This window comes from Rhodococcus sp. P4_E4 (assembly GCF_056401575.1).
Genome location: NZ_JBFUJB010000023.1, coordinates 135043 through 161788 on the forward strand (window position 1 = coordinate 135043; position 26746 = coordinate 161788).

Below are 26746 nucleotides of genomic sequence, written 5' to 3' on the forward strand. Positions count from 1 at the left end.
CTCGAGCCTTGTACCGTTGAGGTATGAGCAATATGCCGTTCGGCTTCTCCAACTCCGACGACGATCCCGATCGCGACAAGAACGCGGCGGGTGGCAATCCGTTCGGGGGTGGTGACACGCCGTTCGGGTTCGGCGCGGGCGGTGAGGGATTCGATCCGGCTCAGCTCGGCCAGATGCTCACCCAGTTCGGTCAGATGCTGAGCGGGATGGGTTCGTCGATGGGCCAGGGCGGTACTTCCGGTCCGGTGAACTACGACATCGCCAAGAAGCTGGCACGCCAACAGATCGGATCGGTTACACCGATCACCGAGGGCAATGTCAAGGCGATCGCCGACGCCGCACATCTGGCCGAGATGTGGCTGGACGCCGCAACGACGCTTCCGGCCGGAGCGAGCCGCACTCTCGCCTGGACTCCGAACGACTGGCTCGACAACACGATCGACACGTGGAAGCGACTCTGTGATCCGGTGGCCGAGAAGGTGGCGGGCATGTGGGTCCAGGGACTTCCCGCCGAAGCACAGCAGATGGCGGGCCCGATGCTGGGCATGCTCGGCCAGATGGGTGGACTCGCGTTCGGCTCGCAATTGGGCCAGGCGCTCGGCCAACTGTCCACTGAGGTGCTCTCCTCCACCGACATCGGCTTGCCCCTCGGACCAGAGGGCACCGCGGCCCTTCTCCCCGCTGCGGTTCAGGCGTTCAGTGAGGGTCTCGAACAGCCGCATCAGGAAGTTCTGGTGTTCCTCGCCGCGCGGGAAGCAGCTCATCAGCGCCTTTACAGTCACGTTCCGTGGCTGCGACAGCGCGTTCTCGCCACAGTCGAGGAATACGCCCGCGGGATCACGATGGACTTCTCGGCGATGGAAGAATTTGCCAAGGACCTCGACCCGTCCGCTCTCACCGATCCGAGCAAGCTCGAAGCACTGATGCAGCAGGGCACGTTCGAGCCGCAGAACACCCCGGAGCAGAAAGCCGCTCTCGAACGGCTCGAGACTCTGCTCGCGCTGGTCGAGGGTTGGGTGGAGACGGTCGTCACCGCCGCACTCGGCGAGCGACTGCCTGGTGTTGCCGCGATGAGCGAGACGTTGCGGCGTCGCCGTGCCACCGGCGGCCCCGCCGAACAGACCTTTGCGACGCTGGTCGGACTCGAACTTCGTCCTCGCAAGGTCCGTGAAGCGGCCGGGTTGTGGCAGAAGCTCACCGCGGAAGCCGGTATGGACACTCGTGACGGCGTCTGGTCACATCCCGACCTCATGCCCGATTCGAGCGATCTCGACGCACCGGACGGATTTGTCGCCCGGGTCCTCGGCGGCGGCGAAGCCGGCAATTTCGACGACCCGATCGCCCAGCTCGAAGCCGTCGAGGCAAAAGAGCGTGCGGCCGAGGCAGCGATGGACAAGACCCGCGAGGACGACGAAGAGAAATAATTCCTTCTCGACACATTTTCGCAGTTCAGCCATGCTGACGTCCTGTGGATAACTGTCACTGACGCGGACTCGCCGACGGCCCGCCGTGCCAGCATCGAACGATGACCGGTGACACGCAAGACGACACCACACAGAACAGCACGTCACAGCGATCCGCGGGACCCCGATGGGACCCGCGGATCGCTGTTCTGTCGCGCCCGGACGGTCGGCTGCAGCTGGGATGGACACCCGGACGTGCCGTCCTGCTGACGCTGCCTGTCGGGGTCGATGCGCGCGCGGTGAAGTCGATCCTCCGCAAAATGGACGGCTCCAGATCCCGCGCGACCATCCTGTGGGAAGCATCGACGCGCGGGATTTCGACGTCGGTGACGGAGAAGTTGCTCGAGCAACTCACCGATTCCGGATTCGTCCACACTGCCGCCAGGAGGACCGTGTCCGTCCGGATCCACGGTGTCGGTCCACTCTCGGACGCCGTCGAGCGCGCCCTGGTCACCGGCGGGGTAAGCACGCGTCGCTCGCGCGGGTATCGCAACACCGACGTCGTGCGCACGTGGAACGAACAACTGGTGGTCCTGGCCGACGACGTTGTCACTGATCCTCGCCTGGTCAGCGATCTCGTTCGCTGCGGACTCCCCCACCTTTCAGTCCGCATCCGCGACGGCAACGGCGTGATCGGTCCTCTTGTCGTGCCGGGCCAGTCGAGTTGCCTGCGATGCGCCGACATCATCCGATCCGAACTCGACCCTCATTGGCTTCATCTGTCCGCGCAGCTACTCGGCAGCGCCGGCCACGCGGAATCGGCGATGATCCATGCAAGTGTCGCGCTGGCCCTGGCCGAGATCGACTCCGCATTATCCGAGACAGCGGCGACGCATGCGGCGAGTCTGTCGTCGACGCTCGAGATCGCGCTCCGTCCGTATCGGATCACAACCAGGCGCTGGCCTCGGCAAATATCTTGCAGTTGCCAATACCTGGCACCTGTTTCGGGCAAAGGACGCCCCAGTCAGACATGATGGTGTGGTGTCCGAGATCCCACGCAAGAGTTCTGCCCGTACTGCCAAACTCGCGAGCATCCCCCTGGGGATGGCCGGTCGCGCCGCCATGGGCTTCGGACGCAAGCTCGCCGGCGGCGACAAAGGCGAGATCGACGCGCAGTTGAGCGCGAAGGCCGCCGAGCAACTGTTCGCGGTGCTGGGCGAACTCAAGGGCGGCGCGATGAAGCTGGGCCAAGCGCTCAGCGTCATGGAGGCGGCGATTCCGGAGGAATTCGCGGAGCCGTACCGCGAGTCGCTGAACAAGCTCCAGGCCGCCGCCCCACCGCTGCCGACCAAGCAAGTACACAAGATGCTCGATCAGCAACTCGGAACCAAATGGCGCGACCGTTTCCAGTCGTTCGACGACGAACCGACCGCGTCGGCAAGCATTGGGCAGGTTCACCGTGCGGTCTGGGCGGACGGCCGCGACGTGGCCGTGAAAGTTCAGTACCCCGGCGCCGACGAAGCTCTACGCGCCGACCTCAAGACCTTGGGCAGATTTGCCGGTCTCTTCGGTTCTGTCATGCCCGGTGTCGATGTGCGCCCCGTGATCGAGGAGTTCACCGCGCGCACCGAGGAAGAACTCGACTATCGGATCGAGGCGAACAATCAGCGAGCTTTTGCAAAAGAATTCGACGGCGATCCCCAATTCGTGATCCCGCACGTCGTGGCGAGCGCGCCGAAAGTGGTCGTGACCGAATGGATGACGGCAACCCCGTTGACCAGAATCATCGAAAGTGGAACGCCGGAGCAGCGCAATGCTGCCGGTGCACTACTCGCCGAATTCCACTTCGCGTCTCCGGCCCGTGTCGGCTTGCTCCACTGCGACCCGCACCCCGGCAATTTCATGCTTCTCGAGGACGGCCGACTCGGCGTCATCGACTTCGGTGCGGCTGCGCCGTTCCCGAACGGACTGCCACGGGTTCTCGGCACGATGGTGCGCTTGGCTGTCGAGGAACAATTCGACGAATTGACGGAGTTGTTGCGCGCCAACGGTTTCGTGATTCCCGGACGCACGGTAACCGACAAGGAGATCGCGGATTACCTGCGACCCTTCACCGACCCGATCCAGACCGAGTCATTTCACTTCACTCGGTCGTGGCTGCAAAAGGCCGCCGGAACCGCCACTGACTTCAACAGTGCGCAGTTCCGAACGGCCCGTGCACTCAACCTTCCGGCCGAGTATTTGATGATCTTCCGAGTTCTTCTCGGTTCGGTCGGCATATGCGCCCAGTTGGACGCATATGCCCCGTACATGGAAATCCTGACTCGTTGGTTGCCAGGGTTCGCGGAGCCGGTTCTGGACGACACCGGCTCCGCCGAATAGGGCTCTCACGCGCACACGAGTTGCTTGCGTGGGCGCCCCCTCGGTCTCTTGCGCGCTATGACGGCCCCCTGATCGAGGATCTCGCCTCCCCACACCCCCCATGGCTCGGCGCGGTCGAGAGCCGCACTGAGACAACGGGAACGGATGGGGCACTGCGCGCACAGTGCCTTCGCCTGCTCGAGTTCGGCCGGAGCTTCGGCGAACCAGAGATCGGGGTTGGATGCCCGGCACGGCAGGTCGCGGCGGGTGGACGCGACCTCGATGAACGTGACTGCAGCCGAAGTGACGTCGGTGGAAGTTACTGCAGTGGTGGAGTTTTCGGATTCCACGCGGATTGTCTGGGCAGACAACTCGGTCTCCTAGTGCTCGGATGCGAAACTGTGTCGCACGATATGGGTTCGATGGGTGCGAACCTGAGCCGAGTCGGAAACCGGATAAAGAGGGGTATCCAACACAAAGGCCACGGTCCGCAGGGGCTGCGGGTCCGTGGCCGTAAGTGAACGGATGTGTCCTACCGAGAAATACCTCGATGGCTTAAGAACACGGACTCGACAGCTGCTTTCTTTGCTGCTGCTTGAGGGCGCAGGCGGAACGCATGCTGCGCCCATCCCGCTGCACGCGGCAGCATGGGGGCGGCAACAGCGAACTTTGCGCTTGCGCACGCTTCATACGAGATCAAGTTCGTCATTTTTTTGCCACCTCCATTTCGTGTCGGTCCGGATAGTTTCTGCGCACAGGTTGCCCCGTAACACTGAAAACCAGAGTAGAGAATTCGTCGAATCTGCACAACCTATTTTTGACCTGCGGTTATGTAACTCACCGTTGTCGATTCGGATGCATTTCAGATATCGAGTGTTGCCGCACGCAGTTCGCCGCGAATGACAGCTAGTACGTCTTCTCCGAAGTTGTCGAGTTTCTTCGGCCCGATTCCAGGGATCGAAACCAGTCCACGATTGTCCTGTGGTCGTTGTTCGGCAATAGCCATCAGTGTGTTGTCACTGAAGACGACATAGGCCGGAACTTTGAGTTCTCGGGACTTGTCCAGACGCCAGGCCTTGAGGTGCTCGAGCAATTCCAGGTCGACATTGGACGGGCATTTTTCGCAGCGCCCGAGCATTGTCGCCGACGTCCCGATCAACGGTTTGCCGCAGACGCGGCAGCGCGGACGCTTCTTGTTCCCCGACGACGGCGCGGCAACGCGCGAAGCCGGTGAGTCCTCGGGGATGAGCCCGTTGAGGAACCTCGACCGGCGACGGGACTTGCGTCCACCCTCATTGCGAGCCAATGCCCAAGACAGCTGCAGATGCTCGCGGGCGCGGGTAACCCCCACGTACAGAAGCCGACGCTCCTCCTCCACCGCGACGTCGTCGGCGCCCGAATTGGCGTCGCCGAGAACGTGTTGGATCGGCAGGGTGCCGTCGTTGAGGCCGACCAGGAACACCGCATCCCATTCGAGCCCCTTGGCCGCGTGAAGGGAAGCCAACGTCACGCCCTGCACGGTCGGTGGGTGCCGCGCCTCGGCTCGGGCTGTTAGCTCCTGTAGAAGCCCGGTGAGCGACAGTTCGGGTTCGTGGACGAGTTGTTCTTCGGTCAGCGCCACGAGAGCCGAGAGCGACGCCCAGCGCTCGCGGGCTTGCGTGCCCGAAGGTTCTTCGTTGGTCAGACCGAGTGGCGCGAGTACAGCGCGAACCAGTGAAACCAGCGCTTCGCCGTTGTCTGCGCCTTCGGGGAGGTCGTCTCGTCCGGCGGCCTGACGCAGTGCCGCCACTGCCTGACGGACCTCGGTGCGGGTGAAGAAGCCCTCTCCACCACGCACCTGGAACGGAATGCCGAGCTTGGTGAGTGCCTGCTCGTGCGCCTCCGACTGAGCATTGATCCGATACAGAACAGCGATCTCGGCCGCTGGAGTGCCTGCCGCGATCAGCCGTTTGATCGCCCGCGCAACGCCGAGCGCTTCGGCAGGCTCGTCGTCGAACTCCATGAACTCCGGCTCAGGCCCCGGAGCGCGTTGCCCGATCAACTGAAGACGCGTCCCGGCGATCCGTCCGCGCGCTGCACCGATCACGCGGTTCGCCAGCGACACGACCTCAGGGGTGGAGCGGTAGTCCCGTTCGAGCCGGACGACGGTCGCTTCGGGGAATTTCCGCGAGAAATCCAACAGATAGTTCGGGGTGGCGCCGGTGAAGGAGTAGATGGTCTGATTCGCATCGCCCACCACGGTCAGGTCGTCGCGGTCGCCGAGCCAGGCGTCGAGCACCCGCTGTTGCAGCGGGGTGACGTCCTGATACTCGTCGACCACGAAGCAGCGGTACCGCTCGCGGAACTCGTCGGCAACCGTCGAATGCTCTTCGAGCGCAGCCGCGGTGTGAAGTAGGAGATCGTCGAAATCGAGGAGCATTCCGTCCTGGCCACGTGCCTTCAGCTCTTCGTATGCCGCGTAGACCTGCGCAACCTTGGTGGCCTCGACCGGCGCCTCGCGACGAATCTTGGCTATCGCGCGTGGGTAGTCCTCGGGCGCGATCAGTGAGGCCTTGGACCACTCGATTTCGCTGGCGAGGTCGCGCACGCTTTCCGTACTGGTGGACAACCCGACACGAGCGGCGGCACTGCTGACAACCGCGAACTTCCGATCGAGCAGACGCCACGGCGTGTCACCGATCACCTGCGGCCAGAAGTACTTGAGTTGACGAAGAGCGGCGGCGTGGAAGGTGCGAGCCTGTACCTGCGGCCCACTTCCACCAACCCCCAGCTCACGAAGCCGTCCACGCATTTCGCCGGCCGCTCGCGCTGTGAATGTCACGGCAAGCACCTGGCCGGCGGAGACATGGCCGTCGGCAACCAGATGCGCGATCCGGCGGGTAATGGTGCGGGTTTTGCCTGTTCCAGCGCCCGCGAGGACACATACCGGGCCGCGTGGCGCGAGCACGGCGGCCGATTGTTCTGGATCCAGTCCGGTGTCCGCAGGCATGGGGACCATCATGGCAGGACGTTCCGACACGCCATTCGCCGCGCCCGACGGTATGTGGGCAAGAGAACACGGGCCGATACGGAACAACGCTCTCGGTCGTGGTGTTATATCGGCCGTGACTTCTACCGAAAATGCGCCTGCCCTGACCATCTACTCGACCACGTGGTGTGGCTACTGCCGCCGCCTCAAGACGCAGCTCAACGCGTCGGGGATCGAGTACACCGAGATCGACATCGAGAACGATCCGGCAGCAGCCGATTTCGTCGGCAGCGTCAACGGTGGAAATCACGTCGTTCCGACCGTGAAGTACGGCGACGGCAGCGTCGCGACCAACCCGTCGCTCAACCAGGTCAAGCAGGCCCTGGGTCTTTAGAGCCTTTCAGGCAGCTGTCTGACCCAGCACTTATTTGACCCAGCTCTCGAGCATTCCGCGAGCGATGGAGATCGAGCCGGGCAGCAGCAGTGGCGCGTCCGCTTCCGAACCCCAGTCGCCGAGTTCGAGAGCGGCACGCACCTCGTCCTTCGTGAACCAGGTGCCCTCGGCGATCTCGCCGTCCGCGAACAGAAGCGGAGCGGCGGGGTCGCCGATTGCGGCGAAGCCCAACATCACCGAGCGAGGGAACGGCCAAGGCTGGCTCCCGAGGTATCGAACGCTGTGCACGTCGATGCCGACTTCTTCCTTGATCTCGCGGACAACGCACGTTTCGAGCGACTCCCCGGCCTCGACGAATCCCGCGAGAATCGAGAAACGTCGCTGCGGCCAGGTCGGCTGACGAGCGAGTAGAACTCGATCGCCGCCGTCGTGCACCAGGCAGATGACCGCCGGATCCGTTCGGGGAAACTCCTCGTGGCCGGTGGACGTGGAAATGCGTGACCAGCCGGACATGGTGGGTTCACTCGGCGCGCCGTCGATAGCGCTGAATCCGGCACTGTCGTGCCAGTTGAGAATCGCGACGGCACCGGTCAACAATCCGGCGTCCGCGTCGTCGAGTGTTCCGCCGAGCATGCGCAACTCGGACAACGTGCCCGCCAGCAGCGACACCCGCACCGCCCAGACGTGGCGATTCTCCCGAATTCCCAGGAACACTGCACCGCGCACCGGTTCCGGACCCAGTTCGGTTGCCTCGGCGAAGACCAACTGACCTTCCGGCGAGACTTTGACCTGACCCCGTGAATTCACACGGAGGAGCAGCGCGTCCGCCCAACCCGCGGTCAGTGCGGCGGCATCCGACCGCAATTCCTCGGCGCGGCCGACGCTCGAGCGTGAGAGCAGCGGTGTTTCGGTCAGCTGGAAGTCGTTCACGCTCACGACATTACTGCGCGCACGAAGCTCGGCAGCACTCAGTTCGTGACGCGGCGGATGTAGAGCAGGCGATCGTTCTCCTCGACGGCGTCCACCTCGGGCGAACCGACGCGAACCAGACGGCCGTCGCGAACTACCCCGAGCACGATGTCGGAGAGATGACGCGGAGAGCCGCCGACCTCGTCACGTTCGACTGCGCGCTCGGCGATCGCGAATCCGGCTTCCGGGGTCAGAAGGTCTTCGATCATCTCCACGACAGTCGGCGTTGTGGTCGCGATGCCGAGGAGTCGACCTGCCGTCTCCGAGGACACGACCACCGAGTCTGCGCCGGACTGACGCAGAAGATGCGCGTTGTCGGCTTCACGGATGGCTGCGGCGATCTTGGCTTTCGGCGCGATTTCGCGGGCTGTCAGTGTCACGAGCACTGCGGTGTCGTCACGATTCGTGGCCACGATGATCGACGACGCATTCTGCGCACCTGCCAACCGAAGTACGTCCGATTTCGTCGCCGAACCGAACACCGTCACCAGGCCCTTGCTCGCCGCGGAGTCGAGGACTGTCTGATCGGTATCGACGACCACGATCTCCGACGCCGGTACACCGTCACCGAGCATTGCTTCGATTGCCGTCCGCCCCTTGGTCCCGTATCCGACGACGACGGTGTGATTACGCACGTGCTGCCTCCAACGCTGAATTTTGAACGCCTGACGCGAACTCTCGGTCAGAGCTGAAAGTGTGGTTCCGACCAACACGATCAAGAAGAAGATTCGAAGTGGCGTGATCAACAGGACGTTGACCAGGCGCGCCGACGGAGTGAACGGAGTGATATCGCCGTAGCCGGTGGTCGAGAGCGAAACCGTCGCATAGTAGATGCAGTCGAGCAGCGACAGCTCGTTGTCCTGTGCGTCTCGGTATCCGGCGCGATCGATGTAGACGATCAACACGGCGGCGCCGAGAGCACCCAATGCGATGAGAACTCGCTTGTAGATGGCCCGCGCCGGACTGGTCTGTAGCTGGGGAATGCGCAGCACCCCGACAAGGGCGAAGTCAGGCTGATCGGTCAATGCTTCCGACCTGGTCAAACGCGCCCGGAGCTTACCGGCCATACATCGACTCTCTCACTCGAACTTACGAAATACCTACACGGACATCGGCAGGCAGCGTAACCCTCGAAGATCGACTTCGGAACTCGGGCGCCGAATAGCGCGCGGGTCGTGGCGCCGGTAGTGGCAAGAAGGTCCACCGTGAGGCAGGCTGGGCAAATGCCTTTCACCGGTTCGACGTCCACTCCCAGCCAAGCGGCCGCTCTTCGTTTGTCGGCCCTCCTTCTCGGCGCCGGCACCATGCATTTTGCAGCGCCCTCGTTCTTCGACAGCACCGTTCCCCGCCAGCTTCCCGGACAGGCCCGCACCTACACCCAGGTGTCCGGCGTCGCGGAACTGGCGATCGGCGCTGCCTTGGCCGTGCCGAAGACCCGCAAGCTCGGCGCGGGCCTTGCCGCCGCGCTCTTTGTTGCCGTGTTCCCCGCCAACATCCAGATGGCGATCGACTGGTGCCGAAGCCCGAAGACGTCCACACCGCAGAAGATCGGTTCGATCGCACGTCTCCCCCTGCAGGTCCCGCTGGTGACCGAAGCACTCAAGGCTCGTCGAAACGCAAGCTAATCTTGCGCGCCTGCCGTTCGGATGAGGCGAGCGAGAGCCTCACCGTCCGGCAGGTTCTCGGGTGCGATGGTGCGACCCGATCGAACGTAGTGAAACGCCGCCCGCACCTTGTCGGCCGGAAACTGTTCGTTGCGCCCCGCCGAACGAGCTCTGGCTGACATCAATTCGGCCCAGGCCACCCGATACGCGGCCAACTGCATCACAACAGCGTCCTCGTTGGCGGCCGACGGTTCGGCACCGGTCTTCCAGTCGATCACCGTCCATCCGCCGTCGGGATCGGCGAACACAGCGTCGATCCGACCGCGCAAAACCGTTCCGGCAATGGATGTTTCGAAAGGAACTTCCACTTCGATCGGGCTGCGGTTGGCCCACGGGGACCGCAAGAACGCATCCTGAAGTTTCACCAGGTCGGTCTCGGGACCCGCGCCGGTATCCGCGGCGCCGGGTAGCTCGTCGAGATCCAACAGCCGAGTCGCACCGAACCTTCGCTCGATCCAGGCGTGAAAAGCGGTTCCGCGACGAGCCAACGGGTTGGGCGGATACGGCAGCGGACGACGTAGGCGAGCCGCCAGTTCGTCCGGATCTGCCTTGAGGTCGACGAGCTGAGTCACCGAAAGCTGCGCCGGGAGAATCACTTCGGCACGCGCGTTTGCGCGGGCCTCGCGCTCGGCCAGGAGAACGTCGACGTCCGAGGCCCAGTTCTCCGGATCGTCCTCCGGTTCTTCCGCCTCTTCGCTGTCTTGCGGCAGCGATGCGAGTGCGGACAGGACGCTCGCGGCTCCGGCCTCGACGGCGCCGCGCCGCGCACCCAGCGGATCCGGCGGCCACTGCGCCGTACGGGGAGTGGCGGCCAACGGGTTCTCGGTGTCGGGTTCCGGTGCAGGCGCCCATTCCTCCACGACGCCGATCGCACCGCGTGAGTCTTCCTCATCGGCATCGTTGTCGGCCGTGACCATCTGATGCAGCTCGTCCAGGAACTCCGAAGGCCCCTTCGGTTCCGCACCGGATTCCGCCCAGTGATGCGCCGAGATGAACAGCGCCCGTTCGGTTCTGGTCAGCGCGACGTAGAACAACCGCCGGTCCTCGTCCAGTCGACGGTTGGACAAGGCCTTCTTGTGCGCCGTTATCGCGTTCTCGAGGTCCTTGCGGTTGTAGAGCTCCTCGAGGTCGAGCACCGGAACTCCGTCGGCCGAATCCGCGTCGACCGCCCGGTCACCACGCAACGACGGTGGCAGTTCGGCGAGCGCCCCGAGCCACGATCCGGACGCGGTGGACGAGGGGAACACCCCGTCGCTGACATGCGGGATCGCCACTACTTCCCATTCGAGCCCCTTCGCCGAGTGCACGGTCAGGATCTGGACCCGATCCGGCGCCACCTCCACTTCGCCTGGCGTGAGGCCCTTTTCGATCTGTTCGGCTGCCGCGAAGAAAGCCAGCATCCCGGTCAGATTGGCAGTTGGACGCGTCGCGTAGTTGGCGACAACGTCGGCGAATGCGTCGAGATGCTCGCGGCCCGCGGTCCCGACGACGCCGACTCGGGTCCGCGCGCCCGCCTCGATTCCGATCCCGAGCACCCGCTCGACCTCCGCCACCAATTCGGTGAGCGGCTGGCCGATACGTTCGCGCAACGACGCCAACTCTGCCGCTATCGCGTTGATGCGTGTGTACCCGAGAGCCGAATAGCGTTCTGCCGGGCCTGGATCGGAGATCGAGTCGACCAATCCTGCTTGCTCGGCGTTCTCCCCGGGCAGCGCATCGTGGACCGCCGAGGTAAGCGCCTCGGCGTCGGTGACCGCACCCGCCGTTCCGTATCCCGCGGAGATGGCAAGTTCGCGGGAGCGTTGAGAGAGTGCGGCGAGATCCTTCGCGCCGATCTGCCATCGCGCGCCGGTGAGCAGCCGAACGGCAGCGCTTCCTGCAAGCGGATCGGCGACCACCCGGAGCATGGCGATCACGTCCGCAACCTCGGGTGTGTGCAGGAGCCCACCGAGTCCGACCACTTCGACCGGCAGACCTTTGGACCGCAAGGCCTCGGCCAGCGGAGCGGCATCGGCGTTCCTGCGGATCAACACCGCTGCCGTGGGCGTCGGGCGGTCTTCGGCACGTGCCGCCTCGTATTCTCCGGCGATCTTCTCCGCCACCCACTGACGTTCCTGTTCGACGTCGCCCAGCAACGCCAGTCGAACGTCTCCGGCGACGGCTCCCGGCCGCGCACGAAGGGTGCTGACCGCCACACCGCGTCGACGCAACGGTGCCGACGACAGGTTTGCCAGTTCGAGAGCCTCCGGCGGGTTACGCCAACTGGTGAGCAGTTCGAGCGTCGGAGCCGGCTTTCCGTTGGCAAGCGGGAAATCGGTTGCGAACCGTGGCAGGTTGGCCGCCGACGCGCCGCGCCAACCGTAGATCGACTGCATCGGATCGCCGACGGCCGTCAGTGCCAAGCGGCCGTCGGCTCCCCCACCGAACAACGAGGACAACAACACTCGCTGAGCGTGACCAGTGTCCTGGTACTCGTCGAGAAGAACTACCCGAAAGCGCTCACGCTCGGTCTGCCCGACCTCGGGATGCTCGGCGGCGACCCGGGCAGACAGCGACATCTGGCTGCCGAAATCCAATGCGCCTTCACGCCGCAGCGTCTCACCCAGCCGGGCGACGAGAGGCAACAGTTCGATGCGCTTATGTTGCACATCAAGGTAATTCAACAACTCCTTGCTCGGTCCACCCCGCTGTTTCGGGCCGGCGGGCAGAGTGTGAATCAGCTTGTCCAGCTCGGTGTGTGCCTCGAGCAACTGCTCGGGATCGACCAGGTGCTCCGCCAACTGACCGGCAAGGGCCAGAACGGTCTCGGTGATCGAACCCGGATTCTTGTCGGTGTCCAGATCACTGTCCCAGCCGCTCACGACGCGGTGCGCAACCTGCCACAGTTCGGTCTCGGACAACAACGTCGCCGAGGGTTCGATGGGCAACAGCAGTCCATGTTCGGAGAGCAACCGTCCCGCGTAAGCATGGTAGGTACTGACTTCGGGTTCGCCGGCCAGAATCCGGGAACGCACTCCGCCGGTCGGGTCGAGTGCCCGCAGAACGTCCGAACCCGCCAGCCGCGCCAACCGCTTGCGGATTCGCGACGTGAGTTGTTGCGCCGCTTTGCGCGTGAAGGTCAGGCCGAGAACCGCCTCGGGATCGACGAAGCCGTTGGCAACCAGCCACACGACGCGAGCAGCCATCGTCTCGGTCTTTCCGGCACCGGCGCCGGCGACCACCAATGTCGGACCGAGCGGTGCGGCGATCACTGCTGCCTGCTCGGGCGTCGGAGGGTGCTGACCGAGCGCGACCGCCAGGTCGACAGGGTCGATCTTCGGTCGGCGTGCCTTCTGCGTCGCGGCAGCCACTTAGTTACTCACCTGTCGTCCCTCGTCGTGTGCCGGGCAACTCGAACGCACCGGGCAATGTCTACATCCGTCGTTGACCCTGGCCAGGTACTGCGGTCCTTGGGTCGCTGCGGCAGCGTTGTGAATGACGTCTCGCCACATCTCGACGGCTTCGGCCGTCAGCGGCGGCTGAACTCGCTGCGCCGCACCGTCCTTCTTGTTGGACTTGGCCACGAATACCAGGCGTGCACCGCCGGGTTGTGTGGCCGGTTCGCCGGCAATCGCACCTTCGGCCGCTGCGACCTGGTACGCCGCCAACTGCGCATGAGATTGCGCGGCCTCGTTGCTGACGGGGTTTCGCGCAGTCTTGACGTCGACAACCACTGGACGACCTTCGGTGTCGCGCTCGAGCCGGTCGATCCGGCCACGTAGCTTGACCGCAGGCGCTCCTTCTTCGCGCGGTTCGAGGACCCCCTCGACCGCGACCTCGACGCCGACTTCGGTCAGCTCACCGCGAGTTGCGTTCATCCAGGCCGTGAACGTCGCCAGCATCTCCCGAGTTCGATTGAGTTCACGGCGCGAGTACCACTGCGATCCCAGATCGATGGATTCCCAGGCATTTTCGAGTGCCTTCTCGACCTGATCCGGTGGAATCCGGCCGGCCAGTGCCTGCACCAAGGTATGGACCAGCGTACCGGCGATCGCATGAGTGTTGTCTCCGTCGCTGCCACCGTGACGCTCGAACACCCATCGGAGAGGACATGTTTCGAGAAGCTCGATGGTGGACGGGGACAGTGAAACCGGTCCGTCCTCGGGTTGCCACATGGGAGCAGCGGTACTCGGCTCGGCTGTGCCGTACCACTGATCCGGATGCGCGCCTCGTACTCCGGCCGCAGCCAGACGGGCCAACTGGCGAGCAGCCCGAGAATGCTTCTCGGGGTCGAAATGCGCGATGTCGGGATCACACACCACGCTGCGAAGCTGTGCGACCAGTGCAGGCAGCGACAGAACCCGGGTATCCCCGGTCTCGGGTGCAACGACGTCGAGATCGGAGGACGGGTCGTCCGAGTACGCGTCACCACGGATCAATTCGTCCACGAACCGCGAAGGCACCAAGTCGGTGTCCCCCGAAGCCGATTCGACTGCGGTGATCAGCAGACGGCGACGAGCACGGCTACAGGCGACCAGGAACAACCTGCGTTCTTCGGCCAGAAGCGGCGCGGTTCGCGAGAGTCGTTCGGCAGCCGAGTCACTGCCGTCGGAGACTCCGTTGACCAGGTCGATAAGAGCTTCGGTACGCAGTAGCGAGCCGCGTGCCCGCAAACTCGGCCAGAGCCCCTCCTGCACACCCGCCACCGCCACCACCGCCCATTCGCGCCCCGCCGCGGCGTGAGCGCTGACCACGGTGACGGCGTCGGGAGCGATGACCGATCGGCTCCGCGAGTCGGTCGGTATCTCCTGGCTGGTCAGGTAGTCGACAAAACCGGAGAGTTGCGAACGCGGCAGCCGGTCGACGTAGTTGGCAGCCGCGTCGAAGAGTGCGACTACGGCATCGAGGTCTCGATCGGCTTGTGAGCCGATCGGTCCGCCGCGCGCCGACGCGGCCGCCCACCGCCGTTCCAGCCCCGTCGCCTGCCAGGCCGCCCACAGAACTTCTTCGACCCCGAGACCACGCTCGAGAGGCACTCGGGCCTTGCGAAGGACCGACAGCACGCGATTGAGGGCCGCAGCTTCGACGTCTGTCAGCTTGCCCATCAGGCGCTTGGACTGCGCACGATCCTCGTCGATCAGAATGAGCCGCAACAACTCCGAGGAGTCCCGATCACTTCCCGATGCCAACTCGACCCGGCGCAGGCCACGACGCAACCGGCGCAGGGTGACCGGTTCGGCGCCGCCGATGGGACCGGCCATCAGGGCAAGCGCGTCGTCGCCGGTGAACTGATCGCCGCCGAGCGCCCGAAGGACCAGCAGCAGGCCGGACACTCCGTGTTGCCGCGCGAGCGGCAATTCGGTGGCAGCGGTCGTGACGGGCACCCCCGCCGCGAGCAGGGCTCGCCGGAGAGGGGCGAGAGTGCGCGGGACCGACCGCACGATGACGGCCATGTCGGACCACGCAATCCCGTCCAGCAGATGCGCTCGGCGCAAGGTATCTGCGACGACTGCCGCCTCTTTGGCCGTCGTACCGAGAACCCGCACCGACGCCCGTCCCGGATTCTCATCGGTGAGATCGGATGGAACCGCGATGCGATGAGCCAAGTTGCCGGGCAGCCGCGCAGCGATCTTGGCCGCGATCGACGCGACGTCGGCGTTGTTGCGATACGTGACGGGCAGAACGATCTGGCGCTCGTCTCCGCGCTCGGCCAGTCCGAGCAGGAACGCCGAATCCGCACCGCGGAATCCGAAGACGGACTGATCCGGATCACCGGCGATGACCGTGCCCACAGTTCCGGTTCCGATCAACCGAACCAGTTGCGCCGCCTGCGGATCCAGATGTTGTGCGTCGTCGACAAGGAGGTGCCGGATCCGAGCGCGCTCGGAGCGAAGCAATTCGGGATCGGTGGCGAACGCGGTCAAGGCCGCACCGATCAACTCGGCCGCGTCGAGTGCCGGCGCCGTCGCCTCCGGAGCCTCGACACCGACACTGCCGCGCAGCAGCACGCCTTGCTCGTAGGCCTCGGCGAACCGCCCGGCCGCCACCCACTCCGGACGGCCACGCTTCTTGCCGAGCTTGACCAGATCTTCGGGGCCGAGCCCGCGCTCGTTGGCTCGCAGCATCAGATCTCGAAGTTCGACGGCAAATCCGTTCAAACCCAATGCGGGTCGCAGGCGCTCCGGCCACCGGAGGGCGCCGTCTTCGATGTCTCCGCGCAACATCTCTCGGAGCACCGAGTCCTGCTCGGCGCCGGTGATCAGGCGTGGCGGCGCATTGCCGTGTGCTGCGGCTTGAAGCCGGAGAACGGCAAAGGCGTAGGAGTGAACGGTGCGTACCAGCGGCTCACGGGTTGCCTGCGGTCCGCGTTCCTGTTGGTACCCGAGCAACCCAGCGGTGATCTGCTCGCGGACCTGCGTCGCGGCTCGGCGTGACTGGGTGAGCACCAGGACCGATTCAGGATCTTCGCCACCCGAGATCTTCTGCACTGCCAGATCCACGAGAAGGGACGTCTTGCCGGTTCCGGGACTGCCGAGTACCTGCCAGGGATTCCAAGCCGCTGCCGAACCGAATGAAACAGGGCCGAACGCGAGCTGGAACGGATCCTCGGACGGCGGCGCGAAGAGCCGCGTCGTCCCTTCATCCCACGTTCGGGGTATCGGAGACGGCGCAGTTCGGTGCACCAACCGCGCCCGCGGAATGGTGACCTTGCTGCGTGTTGCCGTCTCACTCACCCAGGCATTCCACCAGAGCGCACCGACAACTCACACATCGCCTGCTTCCGGCATGATTGACCTCGTGTCTGCACTCCATACGTATCTCTACGGACCCGTCGGGGCGCCGGAGATCCTTTCGCTGCACGGTCTGACCGGTCACGGCCGCCGTTGGCAGTCGATGGCCGAGAACCAACTGCCCCAAGCGCGCTGGATCTCGCCCGATCTGCGTGGTCACGGACGCTCGACCTGGGCTCCCCCGTGGAACATCGAATCCCACGTGGAGAGCCTGCTCGAGACACTGGACGAACATGCAAACGGACCGGTGGTGATCGTCGCGCATTCGTTCGGCGGAATGCTGGCGCTTCACCTCGCGGCCACCGCGCCGGAACGCGTTCGTGGGCTTGTTCTGCTCGATCCAGCGATCGGCTTGGATCCGACTTTCATGCAGGAAGTGGCCGAACTCACAATCGGCTCACCGGATTACACCGATGCGGCCGAGGCGTACTCCGAGAAGATTCACGGCTCGTGGGGTGAGGTTCCCACCCAGGACCTCGACGTCGAGATGGCCGAGCACCTGATTCAACTGGGCAACGGGCGCGTCAACTGGCGCCTGTCCACGCCCGCGATCGTGACCGGGTGGGGCGAACTCGCTCGCCCGATCGTGCTGCCACCGCCTTCGATGCCGACCGTGCTGGTTCAAGCAATGAAAGTCCAGCCTCCGTACGTCACCGACGAGTTCCGGGCAGCGCTCACCGAGCACCTCGGTGAAAATCTGACCAGCGTCGAATTCGACTGTGACCACATGGTCCCCCACGTGCGGGCCGACGAAGTTGCCGCCCTCGTTCGCAGCATGCTCTGAAGGAACCGACATGGCAGCCACCACCGAAGAGCAGATCGAAGAGGTACGGCGACTCATCGCGTCGATTCCGGCCGGTTTCGTGGCGACGTACGGCGATATCGCTGATGCTGCAGGACTTTCCAGTGCTCGCACGGTCGGTTGGATCATGCGGACGGACTCTGCCGACCTGCCGTGGCATCGGGTTCTCGGCGCCTCCGGCAAACCGTCGGCGCACCTGGCTCATCGTCAGATCGCCAAGCTCGAACTCGAAGGGGTACCGATCAAGGAGGGTCGGATCGACCTGAAGAAGGCACGGTTTCACTTCTGATCCCGTGTCACCGGTCGTCCTCACCCCGGCGATGGGGCAGCATGGAGGCATGACCACCACGCCGCCGACTGCCGCCGTCATTTTGGCGGGTGGTCGCGGGACCAGAATGGGTGGTGTCGACAAACCTGGCCTTCTCGTACACGGTCGCAGACTCCTCGACATCGCGCTTTCAGCAACGTCGCATCTCGACGCCGTCGTCGTGGTCGGCCCGCATCGACCTGAACTTGATCCTGGAATCACCCAAACTCAGGAATCTCCGGCCGGAGCCGGCCCTGTCGAGGCGATCTGGGCCGGGTTGTCTGCGACCCGGTTACCCGATAACGCCGTGGTGGTGGTGCTGGCGTCCGACCTGCCGCACATCGAGGCCGAATCAGTCGACGCCTTGATCGCTGCCACGTCGACGGACAATCCGGTGACGTGTGCCGTGGACGAGAACAACCGAACCCAATTCCTGTTCTCCGCATGGACATTTCGCGAACTCCGGCAACGCCTGTCCACATTGCGGGAGAGTTCGGGGCTGGAGAACCAACCTATGAAAGCGATTGTCACCGAGCCGTTCTCGACACTGAGTGTCGCTGGTACGACCGACTGCGACACACCGGAAGACATCGATCGCGCGCGAAGCCATCCGCGGCTGACGGTCGATCAAGCCCGCGCCGCCGTCAGGAACTCGCTGACAGCATTGCCGCCGCACCGTGCCGATCTCGCCGACAGCCTCGGAGCAACGCTCGCGCAGCCTCTGGTCGCCCTGGGTGATCTTCCCAGGTCAGACGTTTCGGCGATGGACGGGTACGCGGTCTCCGGCGAGGGCCCCTGGCGAATCCGCACCGAGATCCGCATCGCGGGCGCCGACGGACAACTCGAACTCGGCGAAGGTGAAGCGATTCGCATTGCCACGGGAGCACACCTGCCCCTCGGCGCCACCTCGGTAATTCGTGACGAGTATCTGTCCGTCGACGAGCCATCTCGGATGGTACGGAGACTGCCGGATTCGCCGCACCGCAACGACGCTCGACCACGAGGGGAAGATTGGACCACCGGATTCACGATCGCCCCGACAGGTACCGCGGTGACTCCGGCGGTGATCTCCGCAGCTGCCAGCGGTGAAGTGTTCGACGCCCTCGTCCGTGGTCCGGTACGGGCACGCCTGATAGTCACCGGCGACGAGATCCGGCGGACCGGTCCACTGCGTGAAGGTCAGACTCGCGACTCCGTCGGCGGGATTCTCCCCTACCTACTGGAAAGCAACGGCGTACAGTGCGTGGCGAATTCGCACCTGCGAGACACTGCGGACAGTTTCGAGCGGGTGCTCGCAGACGGAGTCGACCAGGAAGCCGATCTACTCGTCGTCATCGGTGCGACGGGAGGCGGCGCTGCCGACGAAATGCGCAGTGCGCTCGATCGACTCGGCGCTCGCACGATCGTCGGGCGAGTCGCCTCGCGCCCCGGCGGATCTCAGATAACGGCCGTCCTGCCCGGTGGTCTGGTGGTTCTCGGCCTCCCCGGCAATCCGTATGCCGCCGTGACCACCCTGTTGACGATGCTGCCCACCGTCGTGGCCGCCTTGACCGGAAGCGACACGCCGCCGCCACTACTCGGCATCATCGAGAACGCCGCTGCGGTGAGTTCCGATGCGGTACGCCTGTTGCCGGTGACACAATCCGAAGACGGTCGCTGGCGCGCCGATCCGTCTGTACGTACCGCGCACCTTGCGGGGTTGATCGAACGCTCGGCGTTTGCACTCGTACCGGCACACTCCGACGACGGCGCCGTCGCCGAATTGGTCGTCCTCCCACGCTGATCGGGTCAGCGGTTTCGGCGCCTGCGCCGGCCGACGTCCGCCAGCACGATCACGCCGACCACGATCGCGAGCACCAGCGAATACACGCCCCACAGCACCAAGAACGGCAGCAGCCAGCCGGCATCAACGGTCTGACCGCGCGGTCCGACGCAGTACAGCGTGAAATTGGTGGACGTACCGTCGCCGTCGGTAAAGGAATCCGAGACGACCATCGCGCTCGATGTCGGTTCTTCACAGAAGATCGGCGCCAAGTGCGCGACCTGGCCGGGCCAGATCACCGAAGACAGCAGTGCGGCAAAGATTCCCACGACCACGATCACCGCTACCGAGATCAGTAACGGAGCGATTCGGCGCCTCACAGCGGCTGCACCAGAAAGGGAGTTCCGTCAGACTCGAAGACCACAAGTACTCGCGAGCGTGGGGATTCCACCATCACGGAGGCGTGTATCGACTCGGTGCGACTGACCGAGATCCCGGAGACTTCGCCGTCGTCGACTCCGCTGCTCGCCAGCGCGTCGTCGACCAACTTCTCGACATTCGCCAATGCCGGCACTTGATCCAGCGTGAACGATCGCGCATCGAGATCGTCGGTGACACTGACTTGCACGGGGATGGGCTCGCCGAGAATGACGCCGTCGAAAGAGAATCTGTCGAGCTGTGACGGCTTCCCGGGGTCACGAACGGTGACGCCGAGCGTCTCGATCGGGCTGATGTCGATGCTGGTCACCGATATCGCGTCGACGCCGTATCTATGTGCGAGGCTGTCGAACCCGCCTCGCACCAACTCCGACGTCATCCCACCGCCACGTTCGCGCATCTGGTTGTCGAAATCCATCCGATCGACGGCACCGATGCATCCGCTCAGACCCGTGGCCGTCAAGGCGATGGCTACCGTCCACAGCGCCGGCCGCACCTGCGAGGACGCCAATTTCATGAGCGGAGCGTACCGCGAGTGTCCGGTTCCATCTCGGTGACCTGCGCGTCGGACGAATTCCTGTCGGCGACTCGTGGGATCATCGCGCCATGAATCGTGTCGACGAAGGATTCGAACCGCCGGACGCATTGGTCGAGTGGTGCCGCTCCCGCACCTTTCCACTGCACGTCCTCGACGACGAAGCGACCGTCGACCTGGATTGGTGGAACGCGCACCTGAAGGACGCCGGCCACACCATCAGCCTGCGCGGGCGTGACCTCGACGGCAAAGTGATCACCGAAGGCCGAGCCATCGTTCAACGCAACGACCTTCGCCCGTCGAGCGACCTCGTTGTCGCCCAGCACGACGGCCTCGGACTGCTCTTTCTCTGCGCGGCCTGGCAAGGCTCGCACGAAAGCAGACGGTTCACGCGGCGGTTCCCCAACGTCTTCAATCCGCATCACCGCGAAGACGAGGATCCGCTGACCCAGATCACAGCCATTCTCGATCACTGTTCGAAAAACAAGTCAATGCCGGTCGTGCGACGCGACACCTGGTCCGGGTGGCCACTCACCCCCGGCGTGGGGGTATCACTCATGGCCGCTTTCATGTGGGCGGTGGGCGTACAGGACGAAGGCCGACGCGCTCAGATGATCGATCAGTACGGCGTCTCGACACTCATCCACGAGGGCTGGCTCGAGGATCCTTCCGTCACGGGCTTCACGACGCGTCGCTACCGCCGGTACTGCGAACTGCTCGACAGTTGGGCCTATGCCGCCGGCACCCAACCCGAGATCGTCGAGATGTGGTTGGTGAAACGGTGGAGTGCGCGGTTGGCCCAAGCACGCAACGACGTCAGCGCCCCCACCCTGTTCTAACTCTCAGAAAGGCCGTGTCTCAGAAAGGCCGTGTCTCAGAAAGGCCAGGCCGGGAGGGTCGGCAGCCCCACCCTCGTCGGCCTCCCGACCAACCAGGCCAAGGTCTCCGCATCCGACAGCGAAGGAACACGTACACCCGGGACCGCTGTCTCCAGTGCGCCCAACTGACGGGCGAGAGTGAATTCCACGAACTCGGCAGGCCAGTCGTGGCAGGTGTAGCCGATGTCGAGGTCCATCAGGTGAATCTCGATCTCGTTCCAGCGCAGGATCGGTAGATCGAATGCCGTCACAGGTTTGCGCCACGGCACCGGCGTGTCCAGTCGATCTGCCTGGATCTCGCACAACGCGTCGACCAGTCTCGTTCCCGAGAAGCGGTAGTCGAGAGCCAACAACTCAGCCGGGCGATCTGCACCTTCCTCGATTGCAGCATTGCGCGCGTCCGGTCCCCCGGGATACATCTCCCCCGATTCGCCGCCCTGCACTCCGGCAACAAATCTGCCCAGCGCGTCGGCGTTGCGCGACATGTGCGTCACGACGTGTCCCCGACTCCACCCGGGGAGCCCGGAGGGCTCCCGCGCCTGCTCTTCGGTCAGTCCGCCGATGAGAGCCTGTGCCTTGACGTCGGATTCACGAACTGCGGCGACCAGGTCGGCATACGTCGGCGTTACGGAGTGAGACGTCATGCAGCGATACTAGTTCCCTTCGCGCACTCTCATACCGATTCACGACAAGGTCCACCACTCCCGGATCGACGCCGAGTGGTTCGGTCACACCATCGGCTCCTGCAGCGTGCAATCTTTCGTGAAACAGTCCGTGTGCGAGGAGGTACGAGGCAACGAACACTCGCTTCGCGCCGCGAACGCGTGCTGCTGCAACAACATCGGCTACCTTCGGTTGCCCGGTCGCGATGTATCCGATGTCCACCCGGATCCCCGCCGCTTCGGCGAGCATCAGCGCGGCACGCTCGACGTCTCGCAGCGCCCGCGCATCGGAGGACCCGGCGGCAGCAAGCACTATCGCGTCGCCTGGACTCCACCCCGCTTCGGTCAAGCGTCGGAGCAGCACGCGCGCAAGCGCCGGATCGGGTCCGAGTGCGGGCGTCACAGTCACAGCCGAGTGCTCACTGATCGCCACTTCGCGTCGAACATCGGTGTGAACGTGGTAGCCGGACGCCAGGAAGGCCGGTACGAGAATCGCTCGCCCCGGAGTGTCCCGGAGGACTTCAGAAGGTGACGGACCGAGCACATCGACGAAGGCAACGCGCGTGCGTCCGACGCGCGTGCCGACGGCTTCGGCAAGGGCGGCAACCATTTCCACGCCACGTGGGCTACGCGTGCCGTGAGCTACCAGTACGAGTACATCGTCATCGCGTTGCATAGTCACCTGGATTCTGTACGTAGTCGCCGGGGTCGAGGGCAAGTCGATAGCCCCGCTTGACCACGGTCTGAACGGCTTTGGGCGCACCGAGGCACGCGCGCAATCGGGCGACGGCGGTCTCGACGGCATGGGTGTCGCCGCCGCCTCCGGGAAGAGAAGCCAGAAGTTCGTCGCGGGAGACGACTCGGCCGGGGCTGGCACCGAGAGTGCGGATCAACGACATCGCAGCCGGCGGCAATTGCTTCACTTCACCGTCCACGACGACGCAACCGCCGCGGATGCTGATTTCGTGTTCGCCGGCTTGAATCTTGTTGGCTCGCTGCGGGAGTTCGTCGACGATGTGTCGCGCGAGCGCCCCGAGACGTGCCCGCGCCGGGGCTGTGGTCGGTACATTCAAGGCTTCGAGCGGCGCCGAGGTGACCGGGCCGACGCACATTGCCGCCACCGGACCCCGCATCGCGTCGAGAATGTCGCCGAGATCCCCGGTCTTGTCGGCGCGCATCAACATCGACGCAACGGCCGGTGCACTGGTGAAGCTGACGGCGTCGATTCCAGCTGAAGCGATGGCGTCGATCATCCGGTCGAGCAGCGTCGGATCCTCCGGCGGTTCCCATCGATAGACAGGGACCGCGATGACCTCGGCGCCCGCGTCGCGCAGCACCTGACAGAAATCGGGAATCGGCTCCCATTCGGTAGTGGCGCCGTGCAGTTGAACGGCGATTCGTTTTCCCGAGACACCTTCTGCAAGAAGATGTTCGAGCACTTCGGCGGAAGACTCGGATGCCGGAGACCATTCTTCACGAAGGTCGGCCGCGCGGATTGCCCCTTTCGCCTTGGGTCCGCGCGCGAGCAGACGAGCCGAGCCCAACGCGGATCCGAGATTTTCCGCCTCACCCCACCCGTCGGCTGCTTCCAGCCAACCCCGGAATCCGATCCCGGTGGTGGCGACAACCACCTCGGGAGGATCCGAGATGATCTGCTGTGTCACCCTTTCGAGCTCGCGGTCGTCGGCGAGAGGGATGATCCGAATCGCCGGAGCGTGAACGACGTCCGCTCCCCGACGAGTCAGCAACGTCGCGAATTCCTCGGCGCGGCGCGAAGCGGTGATACCTACCGTGAATCCAGCCAACGGCATGTCGTCACTCACGAGACTGCATCGGCGACAGTCGAGCGAACGCCCTGCATCTGAAGGCTGTGTACCTGAACGACGCCGGCCCACACGCGAACTCCGTATACCGGCAGCGCGACCGCGGAGTCGTCCAGCGCTCGGCCGTCGACCAGCGAGAACGCCTGCTTGAGCAGCGGCGAGACCACGATCGGTTCACCGTCCCGGTCGCCGACGAGTCCGCGTGACATCACCGCGGCGCGGCCGTACGGATCGAAGTTGCTGACAGCCCGCAGTGTGCCGTCCTCTAGCAGGAACAGCGCCACCTGCTCGCCGCCGCGAAGAAGCACGGCGACCCCGCGTCCAGGGATCAGATGGCTCAGCGGGCAGGCCGACGTCCATTCGAGTCGATCCGAATCCAGCTTGGCGATCTGCGCATCGATGACACTCATCGAAGTCCTCCTGTCGATCCGGCGACAACGTCGCGCGGGTTCTTGTCTACGTTTCTACGGACCCCGTGTTTCCCACGGGTTACGCGACTATTACCGGCGCGTAGGGATGCTCGGCATACCCATCAGGACTGGAACCTTGCGCACTCCGGTCTCGTCGAACACAACCGTCGGGTCGGCTTCTTCCGGTGCATTCACAAATGAGACGAACCTCGACAGCTTCTCCGGATCACCCAGCACACCAGCCCATTCGTCCTGGTAGCCCTCGACGTGCTTGGCCATCAGAGCCTCGAGTTCTTCGCCGATTCCCAGGCTGTCTTCACAAATAACGGCCTTGAGGTGATCGAGTCCGCCTTCGAGTGATTCGACCCACGGCGCCGTGCGCTGGAGGCGATCGGCGGTGCGGATGTAGAACATGAGGTAGCGGTCGATGTACTTGACCAAGGTTGCGTCGTCGAGGCCTCCGGCAAGCAGTTGAGCGTGTTTGGGCGACTGTCCGCCGTTGCCGCCCACATACAGATTCCAACCGTTCTCCGTCGCGATGACGCCGACGTCCTTGCCACGCGCTTCGGCGCATTCACGAGCACATCCCGAGACGCCGAACTTGATCTTGTGCGGCGAACGCAGGCCGCGGTAGCGGTTCTCGAGGTCGACGGCCATTCCCACCGAGTCCTGAACGCCGTAGCGGCACCAGCTCGAACCGACGCAGCTCTTGACCGTCCGCAGGGACTTGCCGTACGCCTGACCCGATTCCATCCCGGCGTCGACGAGACGCTTCCAGATCGCGGGCAACTGTTCGACACGAGCCCCGAACAAGTCGATGCGCTGACCGCCGGTCACCTTCGTGTACAAGCCGAAGTCACGCGCCACCTCACCGATGACGATGAGCTGCTCACCCGTGACCTCGCCGCCAGGCATACGAGGTACCACGGAGTACGTACCGTTCTTCTGGATGTTCGCGAGGAAGTGATCGTTGGTGTCCTGCAACGACGCCTGCTGGCGGTGCAGGATGTGATCAGAGTCCGTCGATGCCAGAATCGAAGCGACTACGGGCTTGCAGATGTCGCAACCGGCGCCCTTGCCGTACTTGGCGATCAGCGCCGAGAAGGTTCTGGTCTGCGTCGACTGGACGATCTGGAACAACTCGGCCCGCGATTGAGCGAAGTGCTCGCACAGTGCCTTCGACATCACGACGCCGGAATCGGCCAGCAGCTGCTTCACAGTGGGAAGGCAACCGCCGCAGGTGGTTCCGGCGCTGGTGCACGCCTTCACCGAAGCAATGTCGCATGCGCCGGCCGCGATTGCACCGCAGATGGCTCCCTTGGTCACCGCGTTGCACGAGCACACCTCGGCGTCGTCGGGCAGCGAGCCTGCACCCGGCTTCTCCCCCGCAGGCGAGATCAATGTCGCCGGGTCACCGGGTAGTTCGCGACCGACCAGCGGGCGCAGCGACGCGTAGGCCGATGCGTCACCGACAAGAATGCCGCCGAGCAGGATCTTCGCGTCATCTGAGACCACGAGCTTCGCGTACGTCCCCTTGGACGCGTCGCTGAGGACAACTTCGAGAGCGCCCGGTGAGGTCGCCATCGCGTCACCGAAACTGGCGACGTCGACGCCCATGAGCTTGAGCTTGGTGGACATGTCGGCGCCCGGGAAATCCGCGGCCCCGCCGAGCAGACGATCGGCCACGATCTCGGCCGTCGTGTAACCGGGAGCAACCAGACCGTAGCAACGGCCTTCCACCGCAGCACATTCGCCGACGGCATAGATGTTCTCGTCCGAAGTCACACAGCCGAGGTCGGTCAGAATGCCGCCGCGCTCCCCCACTGCGATGCCGGCGTCGCGGGCCAGCTGATCACGCGGACGAACTCCGGCGGAGAAGACGAGCAGCGCAGCGTCGATGGTGGAGCCGTCGGAGAGTTCGACCACAATTCCGTTGTCGGCCTGCGAGATTCCCGCCGTCCCGACTCCGGTGTGAACGGTGAGACCGAGTTCGGTGACGAGGCGAGCGAGCAGTGCGCCGCCGCCCTCGTCGACCTGCATCGGCATCAATCGCGCATTGTGTTCGACGACGTGTGCCGTCATTCCCATGAGCGAGAGAGCATTTGCGGCCTCGAGTCCGAGAAGACCGCCGCCCACCACGACGCCGACAGCGCCAGGACCCGCCTTCTCGGCGGCGGCCCGGATACCGTCGAGGTCGTCGAGGGTGCGGTAGACAAAACATCCGTCGCCGTCGTGCCCCGGTACGGGAGGCACGAACGGATACGAACCGGTCGCCATCACCAGAGCGTCGTAGGAGATCGTCTCGCCGGTTGTCGTCGTGACCGTGCGTGCATCTTTGTCGATCGAGAGCGCGCCTTCCCCCACTCGGAGGTCGACCAGGCTGTCACCGACGTAATCGTTACCGGCCAGTGCCAATTCCTTGGGGTCCCACGCTCCGACGTACGAGGACAGCCCGACTCGGTCGTACGCTGCGTACTGCTCGTCGCAGAGTACGGTCACCGACCAGTTGTTCGCTTCGTCGCGCGAACGCAGTGCCTCGACGAATCGGTGTCCGACCATTCCGTGTCCGATGACAACAACCGACTTGCTCATGACGCCTA

General features: G+C 64.5%; 22 protein-coding genes. 9 read left to right on the top strand and 13 right to left on the bottom strand.

Features of this window, described 5'->3' with window-relative positions; translation table 11 throughout:
* Nucleotides 1-23: 23 nt before the first annotated feature.
* The 3 genes from AC1DVN_RS24535 to AC1DVN_RS24545 all read left to right on the top strand — a co-directional run bounded on the left by AC1DVN_RS24535 (nucleotide 24) and on the right by AC1DVN_RS24545 (nucleotide 3785).
* Nucleotides 24-1424, top strand: a complete 1401-nt coding sequence (locus AC1DVN_RS24535; protein ID WP_024487215.1) for a zinc-dependent metalloprotease — start codon at nucleotides 24-26, stop codon at nucleotides 1422-1424.
* A gap of 101 nt (nucleotides 1425-1525) precedes the next feature.
* The gene (locus AC1DVN_RS24540; protein ID WP_053062054.1) at nucleotides 1526-2437 is read left to right on the top strand and encodes a hypothetical protein; all 912 of its coding nucleotides are present in this window, start codon (nucleotides 1526-1528) and stop codon (nucleotides 2435-2437) included.
* 4 nt (nucleotides 2438-2441) lie between these two features.
* Nucleotides 2442-3785, top strand: coding sequence for an ABC1 kinase family protein (locus AC1DVN_RS24545; RefSeq protein WP_020907132.1), 1344 nt, complete (start codon nucleotides 2442-2444; stop codon nucleotides 3783-3785).
* 5 nt (nucleotides 3786-3790) lie between these two features.
* Here AC1DVN_RS24545 and AC1DVN_RS24550 read toward each other — a convergent pair whose 3' ends face one another.
* Nucleotides 3791-4114, bottom strand: coding sequence for a WhiB family transcriptional regulator (locus AC1DVN_RS24550; protein ID WP_003942321.1), 324 nt, complete (start codon nucleotides 4112-4114; stop codon nucleotides 3791-3793).
* Between the two features lie 512 nt (nucleotides 4115-4626).
* The gene (locus AC1DVN_RS24555) at nucleotides 4627-6765 is read right to left on the bottom strand and encodes an ATP-dependent DNA helicase UvrD2 (RefSeq protein WP_042951442.1); all 2139 of its coding nucleotides are present in this window, start codon (nucleotides 6763-6765) and stop codon (nucleotides 4627-4629) included.
* Nucleotides 6766-6868: 103 nt separating this feature from the next.
* Between AC1DVN_RS24555 and AC1DVN_RS24560 the strand changes: the two genes are divergently transcribed.
* A complete protein-coding gene (locus tag AC1DVN_RS24560) occupies nucleotides 6869-7126 on the top strand; it encodes a mycoredoxin (protein WP_003942350.1) in 258 nt (85 codons plus the stop codon).
* 30 nt (nucleotides 7127-7156) lie between these two features.
* Here AC1DVN_RS24560 and nudC read toward each other — a convergent pair whose 3' ends face one another.
* A complete protein-coding gene (gene nudC / locus AC1DVN_RS24565) occupies nucleotides 7157-8056 on the bottom strand; it encodes an NAD(+) diphosphatase (protein ID WP_029537943.1) in 900 nt (299 codons plus the stop codon).
* 38 nt (nucleotides 8057-8094) lie between these two features.
* Nucleotides 8095-9162, bottom strand: coding sequence for a potassium channel family protein (locus AC1DVN_RS24570; protein ID WP_003942296.1), 1068 nt, complete (start codon nucleotides 9160-9162; stop codon nucleotides 8095-8097).
* 156 nt (nucleotides 9163-9318) lie between these two features.
* On the opposite strand from AC1DVN_RS24570, the gene AC1DVN_RS24575 reads away from it, so the two are divergent.
* Nucleotides 9319-9720, top strand: coding sequence for a DoxX family protein (locus AC1DVN_RS24575; RefSeq protein WP_019747824.1), 402 nt, complete (start codon nucleotides 9319-9321; stop codon nucleotides 9718-9720).
* On the opposite strand, the gene AC1DVN_RS24580 is transcribed toward AC1DVN_RS24575, so the two are convergent.
* Both AC1DVN_RS24580 and AC1DVN_RS24585 read right to left on the bottom strand, forming a co-directional pair.
* Nucleotides 9717-13109 carry an ATP-dependent helicase gene (locus AC1DVN_RS24580; RefSeq protein ID WP_060938626.1) on the bottom strand — a complete coding sequence of 1131 codons (3393 nt, stop codon included), beginning with the start codon at nucleotides 13107-13109 and terminating at the stop codon, nucleotides 9717-9719. The genes AC1DVN_RS24575 and AC1DVN_RS24580 overlap by 4 nt on opposite strands.
* Entirely contained in the window at nucleotides 13110-16472 is a 3363-nt protein-coding gene (locus AC1DVN_RS24585) for an ATP-dependent helicase (RefSeq protein ID WP_477994303.1), read from the bottom strand.
* 52 nt (nucleotides 16473-16524) lie between these two features.
* Between AC1DVN_RS24585 and AC1DVN_RS24590 the strand changes: the two genes are divergently transcribed.
* Genes AC1DVN_RS24590 through AC1DVN_RS24600 form a run of 3 tightly spaced genes read left to right on the top strand, consistent with a single transcriptional unit; the run spans nucleotide 16525 to nucleotide 19421 of the window.
* On the top strand, nucleotides 16525-17313 hold the full coding sequence (locus AC1DVN_RS24590) for an alpha/beta hydrolase (protein WP_031333161.1): 789 nt from the start codon (nucleotides 16525-16527) through the stop codon (nucleotides 17311-17313).
* A gap of 10 nt (nucleotides 17314-17323) precedes the next feature.
* Entirely contained in the window at nucleotides 17324-17620 is a 297-nt protein-coding gene (locus AC1DVN_RS24595) for an MGMT family protein (protein WP_019747820.1), read from the top strand.
* A gap of 49 nt (nucleotides 17621-17669) precedes the next feature.
* The gene (locus AC1DVN_RS24600; RefSeq protein WP_477994304.1) at nucleotides 17670-19421 is read left to right on the top strand and encodes an NTP transferase domain-containing protein; all 1752 of its coding nucleotides are present in this window, start codon (nucleotides 17670-17672) and stop codon (nucleotides 19419-19421) included.
* Between the two features lie 5 nt (nucleotides 19422-19426).
* On the opposite strand, the gene AC1DVN_RS24605 is transcribed toward AC1DVN_RS24600, so the two are convergent.
* Nucleotides 19427-19780, bottom strand: coding sequence for a hypothetical protein (locus AC1DVN_RS24605; protein WP_378667157.1), 354 nt, complete (start codon nucleotides 19778-19780; stop codon nucleotides 19427-19429).
* A complete protein-coding gene (locus tag AC1DVN_RS24610) occupies nucleotides 19777-20355 on the bottom strand; it encodes a hypothetical protein (RefSeq protein WP_477994305.1) in 579 nt (192 codons plus the stop codon). The genes AC1DVN_RS24605 and AC1DVN_RS24610 overlap by 4 nt, the downstream gene beginning before the upstream one ends.
* Before the next feature lie 89 nt (nucleotides 20356-20444).
* Between AC1DVN_RS24610 and AC1DVN_RS24615 the strand changes: the two genes are divergently transcribed.
* Nucleotides 20445-21212: an 8-oxoguanine DNA glycosylase OGG fold protein gene (locus tag AC1DVN_RS24615; RefSeq protein ID WP_003942311.1), complete on the top strand. Its 768-nt coding sequence runs from the start codon at nucleotides 20445-20447 to the stop codon at nucleotides 21210-21212.
* Between the two features lie 35 nt (nucleotides 21213-21247).
* Here the strand turns inward: AC1DVN_RS24615 and AC1DVN_RS24620 are convergent, their stop codons facing one another.
* The 5 genes from AC1DVN_RS24620 to nirB form a co-directional block, all read right to left on the bottom strand.
* Nucleotides 21248-21895 carry a maleylpyruvate isomerase family mycothiol-dependent enzyme gene (locus tag AC1DVN_RS24620; protein WP_020907123.1) on the bottom strand — a complete coding sequence of 216 codons (648 nt, stop codon included), beginning with the start codon at nucleotides 21893-21895 and terminating at the stop codon, nucleotides 21248-21250.
* A complete protein-coding gene (locus AC1DVN_RS24625) occupies nucleotides 21840-22589 on the bottom strand; it encodes a sirohydrochlorin chelatase (protein WP_046378346.1) in 750 nt (249 codons plus the stop codon). Before AC1DVN_RS24625 ends, AC1DVN_RS24620 begins: the two co-directional genes overlap by 56 nt.
* On the bottom strand, nucleotides 22576-23736 hold the full coding sequence (locus tag AC1DVN_RS24630; RefSeq protein WP_019747814.1) for a uroporphyrinogen-III synthase: 1161 nt from the start codon (nucleotides 23734-23736) through the stop codon (nucleotides 22576-22578). Before AC1DVN_RS24630 ends, AC1DVN_RS24625 begins: the two co-directional genes overlap by 14 nt.
* Nucleotides 23733-24146, bottom strand: coding sequence for a nitrite reductase small subunit NirD (gene nirD / locus AC1DVN_RS24635; protein ID WP_019747813.1), 414 nt, complete (start codon nucleotides 24144-24146; stop codon nucleotides 23733-23735). Before nirD ends, AC1DVN_RS24630 begins: the two co-directional genes overlap by 4 nt.
* 90 nt (nucleotides 24147-24236) lie before the next feature.
* Nucleotides 24237-26738, bottom strand: a complete 2502-nt coding sequence (gene nirB / locus AC1DVN_RS24640) for a nitrite reductase large subunit NirB (protein WP_477994306.1) — start codon at nucleotides 26736-26738, stop codon at nucleotides 24237-24239.
* Between the last annotated feature and the right edge of the window lie 8 nt (nucleotides 26739-26746).